Raw genomic sequence first — 14,737 nt, forward strand, 5'->3', positions numbered from 1 at the left:
TCTGTCCCCGGCGCCCATGGCCATTGCAGGAGAGGCAAGATGCGCGAGGTGTATATATGTGATGCCGTTCGTACGCCCATTGGCCGATTCGGCGGTGCCTTGGCCGGCATACGGGCTGACGATCTGGCGGCGGTACCACTCAGGGCGCTGATCGCACGCAACTCCAGTGTGGACTGGACGCAACTGGACGAGGTGTTTTACGGCTGTGCCAACCAGGCCGGCGAAGACAACCGGAACGTGGCGCGCATGGCGCTGCTGCTGGCCGGGCTGCCGGAATGCGTGCCGGGCGTCACCCTCAACCGCTTGTGCGCTTCAGGCATGGAGGCCGTTGGCGCGGCGTTCCGCGCCATCGCCTGCGGCGAGATGGAGCTGGCCATCGCGGGCGGCGTGGAGTCGATGTCGCGTGCGCCATTTGTCATGGGCAAGGCACAAAGCGCTTATTCACGCAGCATGCAACTTGAAGACACCACCATTGGCTGGCGTTTCGTCAACCCGCTCATGAAAGCGCAATACGGTGTGGATGCCATGCCGCAAACGGCCGACAACGTGGCTGACGACTACGGTATCTCCCGCGCCGACCAGGATGCGTTTGCCTTGCGCAGTCAGCACAAGGCCGCAGCGGCGCAAGCTGCCGGGTTCTTCGCCGAGGAAATCGTGCCGGTGTGCATCGCGCATAAAAAGGGTGAGACCTGGGTAGAGCATGATGAGCACTTGCGGCCCAATACCACCCTTGAGGCCTTGGCCAAGCTCAACCCCGTCAATGGCGTGGGCAAAACGGTCACGGCGGGCAATGCATCGGGGGTCAACGATGGCGCGGCAGCGATGATCCTGGCATCTGCCGAGGCCGTGCACACCCATGGCCTGACCGCTCGCGCCAAGGTGCTGGGCATGGCCAGTGCGGGGGTAGCCCCGCGGGTCATGGGCATCGGGCCGGTGCCTGCGGTGCGCAAGCTGATCGAGCGACTGGGCATTTCCATCAGCGCCTTCGATGTCATCGAACTCAACGAAGCCTTCGCCAGCCAAGGGCTGGCCGTTCTTCGCGGGCTGGGGGTGGCGGACGATGCGCCCCAGGTCAATCCCAACGGCGGGGCCATCGCCCTGGGCCACCCATTGGGCATGAGCGGTGCGCGCCTGGTGCTGACGGCGCTGCACCACCTTGAGCGCACAGGCGGGCGCAAAGGCTTGGCCACGATGTGCGTAGGTGTCGGCCAAGGGCTGGCGCTGGCAATTGAACGCCTTTGACGAAACCAGCCCGCAGGTGCCTCAGGGATCAGGGCAGCCTCCACCGCCTCGCTGCGCCGGATTGCACACCACGCGGAACGACTGTGTAACCAGGTATGTCTAGACTTACCTTGTATCCTCCAGGAGCACGACTGACATGACCACCCCTCACTACACCGGCGAGGAGCGTAGCAAACGCATCTTCGCCATCGTCGGCGCCTCTTCAGGCAACCTGGTGGAATGGTTCGACTTCTATGTCTACGCCTTCTGCGCCATTTATTTTGCCCCGGCGTTCTTCCCCTCCGATGATCCGACCGTGCAACTGCTCAACACCGCCGGCGTGTTTGCCGCAGGCTTTCTGATGCGGCCTATCGGCGGCTGGATCTTTGGGCGCCTGGCCGACCGCCACGGTCGCAAGAACTCGCTGATGATCTCGGTACTGATGATGTGCTTCGGGTCCTTGGCCATCGCGTGCTTGCCCACCTACGCCAGCATCGGTACCTGGGCCCCGGCATTGCTGCTGCTGGCGCGCTTGATTCAAGGCCTGTCGGTGGGTGGCGAATATGGCACCACCGCGACCTACATGAGCGAAGTGGCCCTGCGTGGCCAGCGGGGCTTCTTTGCATCGTTCCAGTACGTGACCTTGATTGGCGGCCAGTTGCTGGCAGTATTGGTGGTGGTGATCCTGCAGCAGTTACTGACCGAAGACGAGCTGCGCGCCTGGGGCTGGCGAATTCCTTTCGTGGTCGGTGCGGTCGCTGCCGTCATCTCCTTGATGCTGCGCCGCTCGCTGCACGAAACCAGCAGCGCAGAGACGCGCCAGGACAAGGACGCCGGGAGTATTCGCGGTCTGTTCGGCAATCACCTGGCGGCCTTCATCACGGTGCTGGGCTATACCGCCGGCGGCTCGCTGATCTTTTACACCTTTACCACCTACATGCAGAAGTACCTGGTCAACACGGCCGGCATGACCGCCAAGCACGCCAGCTACGCAATGACTGGGGCGCTGTTCCTGTTCATGGTGATGCAGCCGTTGTTCGGCATGTTGTCCGACCGCATTGGCCGGCGTAACTCCATGCTGCTGTTCGGCGCGCTGGGCACGGTGTTCACGGTGCCATTGCTCATGGCGCTCAAGACGGTCAGCAGCCCATTCATGGCGTTCGTGCTGGTGAGCCTGGCGCTGTGCATCGTCAGCTTCTACACCTCCATCAGCGGCCTGGTGAAGGCCGAGATGTTCCCACCCCAGGTACGGGCATTGGGCGTGGGGCTTGCGTATGCGGTGGCCAACGCCATGTTTGGCGGGTCAGCGGAGTACGTGGCTTTGGGCCTCAAAACCCTGGGCATGGAGAACACGTTCTACTGGTACGTGACGGCAATGATGGCCGTTGCCTTCCTGTTCAGCCTGCGCTTGCCAAAACAAGCCAAGTACCTGCACCACGATCATTGAGGGCCGACACAGGACGTCAGGCTCGGTGGGCCGTCTGCTGTGACGGGACGGCCTGCCGGCGATGTCAGTGTCGCATGGCCTTACGCACCGCCACGGGGCCGGCGGCGCGCTCGACCTGACGCTTGAGCGAAGGGCACAGGCCCATCAGGAACGCCGCCTCGGCCACCACGAACAGCGGCCCGATGATCAAGCCGCTGATGTCATCGACGAACGCTGGCTTGCGCCCCTCGTAGTGGTGACCGACGAACTGAATGATCCAGCCCACCACGAACGCCCCCACGCCTATCGACAGCCACAGCGCCGTGGTCTGCACCGCCAGCAGGCGACCCAGCCACAGACACAGGCCCAGCAGGACGCCCATCACCAGCCCGAAGCGAAGCTCAAGACGCAGGTAGAACCAGGTAGCCGCCGCCGAGACAAACAGGGCAGGGGATAACCAGATGCCGCCCAGGGACACGCCTGGCCGCGACAACAGAATGGCCACGGACAGGACGATCAAGGGTATGCCGACGAAATGGGTGACGATATTGCGTGGGTCGCGATGATAGCCCGCGTAACGGATCAGGTGCTCGGCGAGGGTGTTCATGGTGCTGCCTCCTGGTGGGCTTGCCGGGGTGTGCCCGATATAGCTCAGGATAGCTGTGGTCACCATCATCATCAGCCTGGCGAATGCCAAGGCCGCGCCTTGCTCACCACCCACCGCGTCTGTTGGGGCCTGGCCGGTGGTGAGCAAGCGGGCGGGTATCAGCCGCGGGGCGTCTGTACCGAGGCCTGTTGGCTGGCCTGCCCGGTGCGCTCGTACCAGCCACCACCGAGCGCCTTGTACAGGTTGACCTCGCTGGTCAACTGCGAAAGGCGGTCACCAATCAGCGCCTGCTGCGCACTGAACAGGTTGCGCTGGGCGTCGAGGAAGGTCAGGTTGCTGTCGATGCCGATACGGTAACGACGCTCGGCCAGGCGGTAGTAGTCCTGGTTGGCTTGCACCAGGTCTTGCTGGGCCTGCAATTGCTCCTCGAAGGTCTTGCGCGCGGCCAGCCCGTCGGACACTTCCTGGAACGCAGTTTGAATGGACTTCTCGTAGCGGGCGACGTTGATGTCCTTCTGGATTTTGGCGTAGTCCAGGCTCGCTTTCAGGCTCCCGGCGGTGAAGATCGGCAGGTTGATCTGCGGCTGGAACAGCCAGGTGCCCGACCCCCCCTTGAACAGCCCGTCCATGTCAGTGCTCAAGGTGCCTGCATTGGCCGTGAGGCTGATGCTGGGGAAGAAGGCCGCGCGGGCAGCGCCGATGTTGGCGTTGGCCGCCTTGAGCAGGTGCTCGGCCTCCTGGATGTCAGGGCGGCGCTGCAACAGGTCCGACGGCAGGCCCGCCGGTACCTCGGCCAGCTGATCGGCATCCAGGCGCAGCGGCTCAGGCAGGTTGGTGGGGATGCTGGTACCCAGCAGGACGGTCAGACTGTTCACGTCCTGGGCAACCAGGCGCTGGTACTGCGAGTACTTGACCCGGGCACCTTCGACAGCCGTGCGGGCCTGGCTCAGGTCCAGCGCCGACGCCACGCCCACCTCGTTGCTGCGGCGGGTGAGGTTGTAGCTTTCCTGATAGTTCTTCAGGGTTTCCTCGGTCAGCTTGAACAGCGCCTGGTCGGCCTGCCAGGTGTAGTAGGCGTTTGCCACGCTCGCTACCAGGCTGATCTGGGTGGAGCGACGCGCCTGCTCGCTGGACAGGTAGGTCTCCAGCGCCTGCTCCGACAGGCTGCGCACGCGGCCGAACAGGTCGAGCTCATAGGCACTGACGCCCAGGGTCGCCGAATACTGGCTGGTGATGTCCGACTGGCCCGTCTGCGACATGTTCGCCGGGATGCGCTGGCGGCTGCCGCTGCCGTTGGCCGATACCGCCGGGAACAGGTCCGCACGCTGGATGCGGTACTGAGCGCGGTAGGCGTCGATGTTCAGCGCCGCGACGCGCAGGTCCCGGTTGTTGACCAGTGCGGTCTGGATCAGTTGCTGCAGCGCCGGGTCGTTGAAGAACTGCCGCCAGCCCTGTTCGGCGGCAGCGACGTCCGCCGATTGGGTAGGCGAGTAGGCCGGGCCTTGCGGCCACTGGGCAGCCACCGGTGCTTCCGGGGTCTGGTAGTCGGGGATCAGCGAGCAGCCGCCGAGAATGAAAGCGGTGACTGCCAGGGACAACAAAGACTTGGTCATTGCCCAGCCTCATAACGTGGAGTTTCAGGGGTGTCATCTTTTTTCGGCTCTTTGCTGCCGAACAGCGACGACACTGCGACGAAGAACAACGGTACCCAGAAGATGGCTAGTACGGTCGCACTGATCATGCCGCCGATCACGCCGGTACCAATGGCGTGCTGGCTGCCGGCGCCGGCGCCGCTGGCGATGGTCAACGGTACCACGCCGAGGATGAAGGCCAGCGAGGTCATGATGATCGGACGCAAACGCATGCGGCACGCCTCGATCGCCGCGTCGTACAGGCTGCGGCCCTGCTCGTGCAATTCCTTGGCGAACTCGACGATCAGAATGGCGTTCTTGGCCGCCAGGCCGATGGTGGTCAAAAGGCCGACCAGGAAGTACACGTCATTGGACAGCCCGCGCAGGCTGGTAGCGATCAACGCACCAATGATGCCCAGTGGCACCACCAGCACCACGGCGATCGGGATCGACCAGCTTTCGTACAGCGCTGCCAGGCACAGGAACACGAACAGCAGCGACAGGGCGAACAGGGCCGGCATTTGCGAACCGGAGAGCTTCTCCTCGTAGGACATGCCCGTCCAGGAGAACCCTACGCCGCTTGGCAGTTCACCCGCGATGCGCTCGACCTCGGCCATGGCCTCACCGGTACTGTAGCCAGGTGCAGGGGCACCGAGGATTTCCATGGCTTCCACGCCGTTGTAGCGCGAAAGCTTGGGCGAGCCGTAGGTCCATTCACCTTTGGCGAAGGACGAGAACGGCACCATTTCGCCGTCGGCGTTGCGCACATACCACTTCTGCAGGTCTTCCGGGCTCATCCGGGCATTGGCTTCGCCCTGGATGTAGACCTTCTTGACCCGGCCGCGGTCGATGAAGTCGTTGACGTAGCTGGCACCGAAGGCAATCGACAGGGTGTTGTTGATGTCCGAGATGGTCACGCCCAGGGCGCTGGCACGCTCGTCATCGATGGTCAGCTGGTACTGCGGCTCGTCGTTCAGGCCGTTGGGGCGTACACCGCTGAGCACCTTGCTCTGCGAAGCCTTGGCCAGGAACTGGTTGCGAGCCTCCATCAGCTTGGCATGGCCGACACCGCCGCGGTCTTGCAGGAATACGTCGAAGCCGGTGGCGTTACCCAGCTCGAGCACCGCTGGCGGGGCGAACGCGAAGACCATGGCGTCGCGGAAGCTGAAGAAGTGCTGCTGCGCCCGCTGGGCGAGGCCGAATACGCTGTTTTCCGCCGTACGCTCACCCCAGGGCTTGAGCATGATGAACGCCATGCCCGAGCTCTGGCCGCGGCCGGCGAAGTTGAAGCCGTTGACGGTGAACACCGAGGACACCGTGTCGGCTTCGTCCTTGAGCAGGTATTCGCGCATCTGGTCGACCACTGCCTGGGTACGCTCGGCACTGGAACCGGCCGGCGTCTGGACCTGGGCAAACAGTACACCCTGGTCTTCCTCGGGCAGGAACGCAGTCGGAATGCGGGTGAACAGGAAAATCATGCCAGCCACGATCAGGGCATAGGCCAAGAGGAACGGAATCTTGTTGCGCAGGATGGCCCCCACGCTGCGCTCGTAACCGTTGACGGTGCGATCGAAGTTGCGGTTGAACCAACCGAAGAACCCGCCCTTGGCCTCATGGTGCTGGCCCTTTTTCAAAGGTTTGAGCATGGTGGCGCACAGCGCCGGGGTGAAGACCAGCGCCACCAGCACCGACAGGCCCATGGCCGAGACGATGGTGATGGAGAACTGACGGTAGATCACACCGGTGGAGCCGCCGAAGAACGCCATGGGCAGCAATACGGCCGACAACACCAGGGCGATACCCACCAGCGCGCCCTGGATCTGCTCCATGGAGCGCTTGGTGGCCTCCTTGGGTGGCAGCCCTTCTTCGGACATCACCCGCTCGACGTTTTCCACCACCACGATGGCATCGTCCACCAGCAGGCCGATGGCCAGCACCATGGCGAACATGGTCAAGGTGTTGATGCTGAAACCAGCGGCGGCAAGGATGCCGAATGTGCCCAGCAATACCACCGGTACGGTCATGGTGGTGATGACGGTGGCGCGGAAGTTCTGCAGGAACAGGTACATCACCAGGAACACCAGCACGACGGCTTCGATCAGGGTATGGATAACCCCGCTGATCGATTCGGTGACCACCGGCGTGGTGTCATACGGGAATACCGCCTTGACCCCTGGCGGGAAGAACGGCTCCAGGTCGGCAATGGTCTGGCGCAAGGCCTTGGCCGTGTCCAGTGCGTTGGCGCCCGTGGCCAGCTTGACGGCCAGGCCCGAGGCGGGCTTGCCATTGAACTGGGCGCTGACGGCGTAGTTCTCGCCGCCCAGGCTGATCTGGGCGACATCACCCAGGCGGACCTGGGAGCCATCGTTGTTGACCTTGAGCAGGATCTTCTCGAACTGCTCGGCAGTCTGCAGGCGGGTCTTGCCGATGATGGTGGCGTTGAGCTGCGTCCCAGGCATGGCAGGCAGGCCGCCGAGCTGGCCGGAGGACACCTGTACGTTCTGGGCTGCCACGGCGGTCTTGACGTCCACCGGGGTGAGTTGGAACTTGTTCAACTTGGCCGGATCGAGCCAGATGCGCATGGCGTACTGGGCGCCGAACACCTGGAAGTCACCCACACCGGCCGTCCGCGAGATCGGGTCCTGCATGTTGGAGACGATGTAGTTGGCCAGGTCGTCCTTGGTCATGCTGCCGTCTTCGGATACCAGGCCGATCACCATCAGGAAGTTCTTCACGGCCTTGGTGACGCGGATACCCTGTTGCTGCACTTCCTGCGGCAGCAGGGGGGTGGCCAGGTTGAGCTTGTTCTGCACCTGAACCTGGGCGGTGTCGGGGTTGGTACCCTGCTCGAAGGTGGCGGTAATGGTCATGCTGCCATCGGAGTTACTTTCCGACGACACATAGCGCAGGTTGTCGATACCGTTGAGCTGCTGCTCGATCACCTGCACCACGGTGTCCTGCACGGTTTGCGCCGAAGCGCCCGGGTAGGTCACGGCAATGGCGATGGCCGGTGGGGCAATGCTGGGGTACTGGTTGATCGGCAACTTCAGGATCGACAAGGCGCCGACCAGCATGATCACCAAGGCGATCACCCAGGCGAAGATCGGGCGATCAATAAAGAACTTCGACATGGTTTACTCCGCTTTGGCGTCTGCTTTCGCTGCGTTGCCCTGGTTCGGGCTGTCCGGCTTCTTGACGTTGGTGGCTTCGCTGACCTTGACCTCGGCGCCTGGGCGCACGTACTGCAAGCCTTCGGTGATCAGGCGGTCGCCTGGGTTGAGGCCTTCCTCGATCAGCCAGTCGCTGCCCACGGTCCGGCTGGCCTTGAGCTGGCGCAGTTCGACCTTGTTGTCCTTGTTGACCACCAGCGCGGTAGGGGCGCCCTTGAGGTCGCGCGTCACGCCCTGCTGCGGTGCCAGGATGGCGTTGGCGTTCACGCCGGCCTTGAGCCGTGCATGCACGAACATGCCAGGCAGCAACGTGTGGTCAGGGTTGGGGAAAATGGCACGCAGGGTGACCGAGCCGGTGGTTTCGTCCACGGCCACTTCGGAGAACTCCAGGCGGCCTTCCTGCTTGTACAGGGTGCCGTCTTCGAGCACCAGTTGCACGGACGCTGCGTTGTCGCCGGCGCGCTGCAGTTGGCCGCTTTCCAGCTCGCGCCGCAGCTTGAGCAGCTCGGCGGTGGATTGGGTCACGTCCACGTAGATCGGGTCCAGTTGCTGGATGGTGGCCATGGCATTGGTCTGGCCGCTGTTGACCAGCGCACCTTCGGTTACCGCCGAACGACCGATGCGGCCACTGATGGGGGCCAGGACCTTGGTGTAGCGCAGGTCGATCTGCGCACTCTTGAGCGAGGCCTCGGCTTGCAGGCGCTTGGCATTGGCGTCGTCGTATTCCTGCCGGGAAACCGCCTGCTCCTCGATTAGCTGCTTGTAGCGATCAGCCAGAGAGCGGGTAGCCTGCAGGTCCGCCTGGGCCTTGCTCAGGTTGGCTTCATACACGGCCGGGTCGATCTGGTACAGCTGCTGGCCCTGCTTGACCTCGCTGCCTTCCTTGAACAGGCGCTTGAGGATGATCCCGTTGACCTGTGGACGAACTTCGGCGATCCGGTAGGCATTGGTGCGGCCCGGCAGCTCGGTGGTCAAGGTGAAGGCTTGCGGCTGTAGGGTCACTACACCGACTTGAGGCGCCTGCTGCTGCTGTTGCTGCTGCTGCGCGGCTTGGTCTTCTTTATTGCAGCCACTGAGCAGGGTTGCGAGGGCTACGGCTGAAACCAGGGCGGTAACGGCTGGCTTGAATTGCATGAGAATCCTCGGATCGCAGGAGCAGGGAGACGCTCAAGAGTAATGGAATGTCTTGATCTGGATAAATGGCTATCCGGTGGATAAATAGCTTGCTAAGGAATATACTTACATTCATGGTTGTTTGTAAATACCGCCGGGTTGTCCATGGCTACCGCCACAGCCCTTGATTAGCTTGATCCGCCAGGTGCCCCCAAGAGGCGCCCCGGAGCCTTCCCGCACGCGTCGCCGCGTTCGGGCCAGATGAGGTTGTACTGCCATGGTCCGTCGAACCAAAGAGGAAGCCCAGGAAACCCGCGCCCAGATCATCCAGGCGGCGGAAAGGGCTTTCTACAAGCGCGGGGTTGCGCGAACCACCCTCGCGGACATCGCCGAACAGGCGGGCGTCACGCGAGGTGCAATCTACTGGCACTTCAATAACAAGGCCGAACTGGTGCAGGCACTGCTCGACAGCCTGCATGAAACCCATGACCATCTTGCACGCGCCAGCGAAAGCGAAGACGAACTCGACCCGCTCGACTGCATGCGCAAATTGCTGCTGCAAGTGTTCAACGACCTGGTGCTCGACGCCAGGACACGCCGTATCAATGAGATTCTGCATCACAAGTGCGAGTTCACCGATGACATGTGCGAAATCCGCCAGCAGCGCCAGGTGGCGGTAGTGGACTGCCATACAGGCATTACCCTGGCCTTGGCCAATGCCGTGCGCCGCGGCCAACTGCCGGTGGAGCTGGATGTGGAGCGGGCCGCGGTGGCCATGTTTTCCTACGTCGACGGGTTGATCAGGCGTTGGCTGTTGCTGCCCGACAGCGTGGACCTGCTGGGCAACGCCGAGAAATGGGTCGACGCCGGGCTGGATATGCTGCGCTGGAGCCCGGCGATGCGCAAATGAGACTTTGTGAAGGTTTGTGAGGGCTTGATTCCCAGGGGACGGGCCAGTGATCTGCACCTGAGCCTACCTGCGTGCCACCTCAGTGCCCGCGCAGTGGCCGATCAGGTAGCAACACCGCCACCACCAGTGCAATGACGCCAACCCCTGCGCTGGCCATCAACAGATGCCGGAACGTGACCGCCAGGTGTGCCTGCAGTTCGGGGCTCACCGGGTTGGCCTTGAAAGTCCCTATCAGCGGATTGTCCAGCAACGCCAGCCCGCCTTGGTGCAGCAAGGCCAGCAACAGGCTCGACATGCACGCCACGCCCATGGCGCCACCGAGGGACCGAAACAGGTTGGTGGTGCTGGTGGCGACCCCCATGTCCTGGATCTGCACGGCATTCTGTGTGCCTACCAGTGACGTCGGGAACTGCATCCCGCACGCGATTCCTGTCAGCAGCATGAACAGTGCACTGGCCAGTCCGGCCTGTGGCGGGGTGATCGCCAAGGCCAGGATAGACACGGGCATCAGCAGGGCGCCAACCAGGATCTGCGGCTTGTAGCGGCCAAGCCGCGTTGTCAGTCGTCCTGCGGTAAAAGCACCGATGGGTAACCCCATGGCCAACGGCAGCAGATGCAAGGCGGCGCTGTCGGCACCGGCACCGGTGAGGCCTTGGTAGCGCAAGGGCATCAGCATGGTCAGGGAAATGGCCTGGAAACTGGCGAAGAAAATCACCCCCCAGCACAGCACCGCGGCGCGATTATTGAATAGCTTCAACGGCAGCAGTGGCTCGACGCAGCGACGCTCCTGGAGGATGAACATGGCCATGGCGACCACGGTGCAGGTGATCAGGCCCAGCACGCTGGGGGCCGTCCAGGCCTGCCCCTGGCCGACCAGGGTGATGCCGAGCAGCAGGCTGCCCAGCCCCACGATCAGCAGCAGCGCGCCCGGGTAATCCACTTGTGCGGGCCGATGCTGCACGGGCAGACCGGCCAGAGCGCGCTGGATAGCCCATAGCGCGGCGATGCCCAGCGGCAGGTTGATCCAGAATACCCAGCGCCAGGACAGGTACTCGGTCAGCCAGCCGCCCAGTACCGGCCCCGCCACGCTGGCCAGGGCATACATGCTGCTGAAATAGCCCTGATAACGCCCACGTTCGCGCGGAGGCACGAAGTCGCCGATGATCGCCTGACTCACCGATACCATGCCGCCGGCGCCGATGCCTTGCAGCACTCTGGCCAGGACCAGTTGCGGCATGTCCTGAGCCAGCGCACAGCCGATCGAGGCGACGGTGAATACGCCAATCCCGGTCAGGATCATGCGACGCCTTCCATAGAGATCGCCCAGCTTTCCGTAGATCGGCACGGCCACGGTCATGGCTACCATATAGCCGGAAATGACCCAGGCCAGCAGACCGACATCGTTGAACTGCGCGGAAATCGCAGGCAATGACACTGCCACGATGGTTTGATCCAGCGCGCCGAGAAAGATGGCCAGCATCAAGGCGGTCAGGATCTGGCGCAGGGCAATCGCGGGCAGGGCAGGGGGCACGGCAATTCCTTGTTTTTGAGCAGTTAAAGCATGGCAGTGTAACCTGAGTTACGTAGCTTCCTATGTACTCTGGGCATTGCCTATGCACGATCGGCATCAGAGCATTCATCCAGCAAAGGCTGGCCTCGTGATATCTTTGGTATGCCAATCCCGCTCTAAACCCCTGTTTGCACCAGCTTGGTGCGACCTCTCGGGGGTTAATCGGATTCCCCTGGCTCCTACACCTTTATTCCTCTGCCTGCATGTGGAGCATGACCCCGAATTGAGTGGTCCATGAATTGTGCAGGTACGCCTGATACAGAGGCCGGTAGTTACCGTTCAGAAATTTCTACAATTGCGGAGTGATCATGCCCAAGGCTTCCCACCAAGATCTGCGTATTGCCTTCCGCGAGCTGCTCGCTTCAGGTTCTTGCTACCACACCGCCTCGGTGTTCGACCCCATGTCTGCGCGTATTGCCGCAGACCTGGGTTTTGAGGTCGGCATCCTTGGAGGGTCGGTGGCATCGTTGCAGGTACTGGCTGCGCCGGATTTTGCCCTGATCACACTCAGCGAATTCGTCGAGCAGGCCACGCGAATTGGTCGCGTAGCCCAATTGCCGGTACTGGCAGACGCTGACCACGGATACGGCAATGCGCTTAACGTGATGCGCACGGTCACGGAGCTGGAGCGCGCCGGTGTGGCGGCGTTGACGATCGAAGATACGCTGTTGCCGGCCCAGTTCGGCCGCAAGTCCACCGACCTGATATCGGTAGAAGAAGGCGTGGGCAAAATTCGCGCGGGGCTCGAGGCGCGCGTCGATTCGTCCCTGTCGATCATCGCCCGTACCAACGCCGGCGTGCTGAGCACCGAGGAAGTGATCGTGCGAACCCAGAGCTACCAGAAAGCGGGTGCTGACGGCATCTGCATGGTAGGGGTGAAGGACTTCGACCAGCTCGAACAGATTGCCAGCCACCTGACCGTACCCTTGATGCTGGTGACCTACGGTAACCCCAACCTCCACGACGACGAGCGCCTGGCAAGCCTTGGCGTGCGCATCGCCGTCGACGGTCACGCGGCTTACTTCGCCGCCATCAAGGCGACGTACGACTGCCTGCGCCAGCAGCGTGGCCAGCAGCACAAGTCCGATAACTTGAGCGCCACCGAGCTTTCGCATACCTACACCCAGCCCGAGGACTACATCCGCTGGGCCAAGGAATACATGAGCGTCGAAGAGTAAGCGGGCGCTTACAGGTCCCGGTCCCAGGCCGGTTCCTCCTCAAAGCGCTGGACGAGAAAGTCCAGCAGGGTGCGCAAGGTCGCCGGCATGTGCTTGCGTGAGGTATAGACCGCCGTCAGGCCCAGGGCCTGCGGCCTGGCCTCGGGAAGCAGGCGCACCAGTTCTGCGCTGCGCAGGGCGGCGGCCGCCTGGTAGGACGGGAGCAAGGCGATGCCGGCCCCTGCTGCTACGGCCCTTTGCAAAGTCAGGGATTCGTTGGCACTGATGTTGCCCTTGACCGGCACCGCAACCGGTTGGCCGTCGACCTCGAATTGCCACACGCCATTGCCGTAATAGCTGTGTGTCAGGCAATTGTGGTGCGCCAGGTCCTCGACCCGCTCGGGCGTGCCGTGTTCGGCCAGGTAGGCGGGCGCGGCGCAGATCACCGAGCGGCATACGCTCAGGCGGCGGGCAACCAGGCTGGGGTCCAGGTCATTGCTGTTGCGGATGGCCAGGTCGATGCGTTCGTCCACCAGGTTCACGGTGCGATCGAGCATCTGCAGATCGACTTTTACCAAGGGGTACTGGCGCACGTAGGCGGCCACGGCATCGGCCAGCTGCGCCTGTCCAAATGACGTACTGACGCTGATACGCAATGTCCCTCGCGGTGTCTGGTCTTGCTGTTGTACGGCCCCTTGCAGTTCGCTGGCCAGCTCCAGCAATTGCCTGCAGCGCGGCAGGATGTCCTGGCCCGCGGCAGTGAGGCTGAGCCGGCGCGTGGTGCGCTGCATCAACCGCGCCCCCACCCACGCTTCGAGCTGTGCCAGGTACCGAGAGATCACGGGCCGCGAGAGCAGCAGGTGCTCGGCCGCCGCCGACTGACTGCCAAGGTCCACGACCGTGACGAAAACGCGCATAGCGGTTAGACGATCCATCATTTGCCCGATTTTAGAAACAAACCATGTGCAAGCATGGCATTTTTCTACAGGGTATCGCCCCTTAAGCTCCCAGGCATTCCCATTCTGACGGATGCCTGCGATGACACTGCTTTCTCCCTTGCGTGGCCTGGTGCTCGGATGCCTGGCCTGTGCCGCCCCACTGCTGGCAGCCGCCCCCCTGCAACTGGACGTTTACAACCCTGGCGCCGATGCGCCGTTCGCGGTCAGCTCCGTGATCGTAAGCGGTCAACGTGACGCCGTGTTGATCGATGCACAATTTGGCAATGACCACGCCCGGCAACTGGTGCAGCGACTGCGCGCCAGTGGCAAGCGCCTGACGACGATCTACATCAGCCAGGGCGACCCCGATTACTACTTCGGCCTGGCAACCCTGACCCAGGCGTTCCCGGACGCCGAGGTAGTGGCCTCGGCCGCCACTGTCGAACACATCCGCAACACCATGGAGGCCAAACTGGCGTACTGGGGGCCTGAAATGGGGGCGGACAAACCTGAACGGCTGGTGCTGCCCAAGGCGCTGGCAGGCAACCGTCTGCTGCTCGAGGACCAAGTGCTGGAGGTGCGCGGCCTCGAAGGACCGCAGCCAGACCGCAGCTTTGTCTGGATACCTTCGATCAAGGCAGTGGTTGGCGGCGTCGTGGTTTCGCAGAACATTCATGTGTGGATGGCCGACACACAATCGGCACCCTCGCGTGCCCATTGGCTGCAAACCCTGGCGGACATCCAGGCACTTGCGCCGCAAACCGTGGTGCCCGGCCACTTTGTCGGTGCCAGTGATTACTCACCGCAGTCCGTTGGCTTTACCGCCGATTACATCCGCACCTTCGAGGCGCAGGCGCGAGTGGCAAGGGATGCGGCGGCGCTGGTCGAGGCCATGAAACGACACTATCCGGGGTTGGGCGATCAGAGTGCGCTTGAGCTCAGCGCCAAGGTGGCCAAGGGCGAGATGCAATGGCCGCTTCAGTGACTGTGCGCG

Annotated in this window: 11 protein-coding genes; 5 read left to right on the forward strand and 6 right to left on the reverse strand. The window is 62.9% G+C overall.

Translation table 11 applies throughout. The features are described from left to right. Positions 1–39: 39 nt before the first annotated feature. Positions 40–1,242 carry a 3-oxoadipyl-CoA thiolase gene (gene pcaF, locus B2J77_RS04505; RefSeq protein WP_078478062.1) on the forward strand — a complete coding sequence of 401 codons (1,203 nt, stop codon included), beginning with the start codon at positions 40–42 and terminating at the stop codon, positions 1,240–1,242. A gap of 136 nt (positions 1,243–1,378) precedes the next feature. Beyond that, entirely contained in the window at positions 1,379–2,668 is a 1,290-nt protein-coding gene (locus tag B2J77_RS04510) for an MFS family transporter (protein ID WP_058637118.1), read from the forward strand. A gap of 64 nt (positions 2,669–2,732) precedes the next feature. Here the strand turns inward: B2J77_RS04510 and B2J77_RS04515 are convergent, their stop codons facing one another. The 4 genes from B2J77_RS04515 to B2J77_RS04530 all read right to left on the reverse strand — a co-directional run bounded on the left by B2J77_RS04515 (position 2,733) and on the right by B2J77_RS04530 (position 9,189). Then, positions 2,733–3,254 carry a DUF962 domain-containing protein gene (locus B2J77_RS04515; RefSeq protein WP_078478063.1) on the reverse strand — a complete coding sequence of 174 codons (522 nt, stop codon included), beginning with the start codon at positions 3,252–3,254 and terminating at the stop codon, positions 2,733–2,735. A 158-nt stretch (positions 3,255–3,412) separates the two neighbouring features. Next, positions 3,413–4,867: an AdeC/AdeK/OprM family multidrug efflux complex outer membrane factor gene (locus tag B2J77_RS04520; RefSeq protein ID WP_058637117.1), complete on the reverse strand. Its 1,455-nt coding sequence runs from the start codon at positions 4,865–4,867 to the stop codon at positions 3,413–3,415. After that, complete coding sequence (ttgB, locus tag B2J77_RS04525; RefSeq protein WP_058637116.1) at positions 4,864–8,016, reverse strand: multidrug efflux RND transporter permease subunit TtgB; 3,153 nt, start codon at positions 8,014–8,016, stop codon at positions 4,864–4,866. The genes B2J77_RS04520 and ttgB overlap by 4 nt, the downstream gene beginning before the upstream one ends. Positions 8,017–8,019: 3 nt before the next feature. Further along, positions 8,020–9,189, reverse strand: a complete 1,170-nt coding sequence (locus B2J77_RS04530; RefSeq protein ID WP_058603240.1) for an efflux RND transporter periplasmic adaptor subunit — start codon at positions 9,187–9,189, stop codon at positions 8,020–8,022. A 256-nt stretch (positions 9,190–9,445) separates the two neighbouring features. Here B2J77_RS04530 and ttgR point away from each other — a divergent pair, with 256 nt between their 5' ends. Continuing rightward, the gene (gene ttgR / locus B2J77_RS04535) at positions 9,446–10,078 is read left to right on the forward strand and encodes an efflux transport transcriptional regulator TtgR (RefSeq protein WP_078478064.1); all 633 of its coding nucleotides are present in this window, start codon (positions 9,446–9,448) and stop codon (positions 10,076–10,078) included. 79 nt (positions 10,079–10,157) lie between these two features. Here the strand turns inward: ttgR and B2J77_RS04540 are convergent, their stop codons facing one another. Continuing rightward, a complete protein-coding gene (locus tag B2J77_RS04540) occupies positions 10,158–11,609 on the reverse strand; it encodes an MDR family MFS transporter (protein ID WP_145256080.1) in 1,452 nt (483 codons plus the stop codon). 347 nt (positions 11,610–11,956) lie between these two features. Between B2J77_RS04540 and B2J77_RS04545 the strand changes: the two genes are divergently transcribed. Beyond that, entirely contained in the window at positions 11,957–12,826 is an 870-nt protein-coding gene (locus B2J77_RS04545; protein ID WP_058603237.1) for an isocitrate lyase/PEP mutase family protein, read from the forward strand. Positions 12,827–12,834: 8 nt separating this feature from the next. Here B2J77_RS04545 and B2J77_RS04550 read toward each other — a convergent pair whose 3' ends face one another. Beyond that, entirely contained in the window at positions 12,835–13,740 is a 906-nt protein-coding gene (locus tag B2J77_RS04550) for a LysR family transcriptional regulator (protein ID WP_078479389.1), read from the reverse strand. A gap of 103 nt (positions 13,741–13,843) precedes the next feature. On the opposite strand from B2J77_RS04550, the gene B2J77_RS04555 reads away from it, so the two are divergent. Further along, complete coding sequence (locus B2J77_RS04555; protein ID WP_058637114.1) at positions 13,844–14,728, forward strand: MBL fold metallo-hydrolase; 885 nt, start codon at positions 13,844–13,846, stop codon at positions 14,726–14,728. Positions 14,729–14,737 lie beyond the last annotated feature (9 nt).

The organism is Pseudomonas parafulva, from assembly GCF_002021815.1.
Classification (GTDB): domain Bacteria; phylum Pseudomonadota; class Gammaproteobacteria; order Pseudomonadales; family Pseudomonadaceae; genus Aquipseudomonas; species Aquipseudomonas parafulva_B.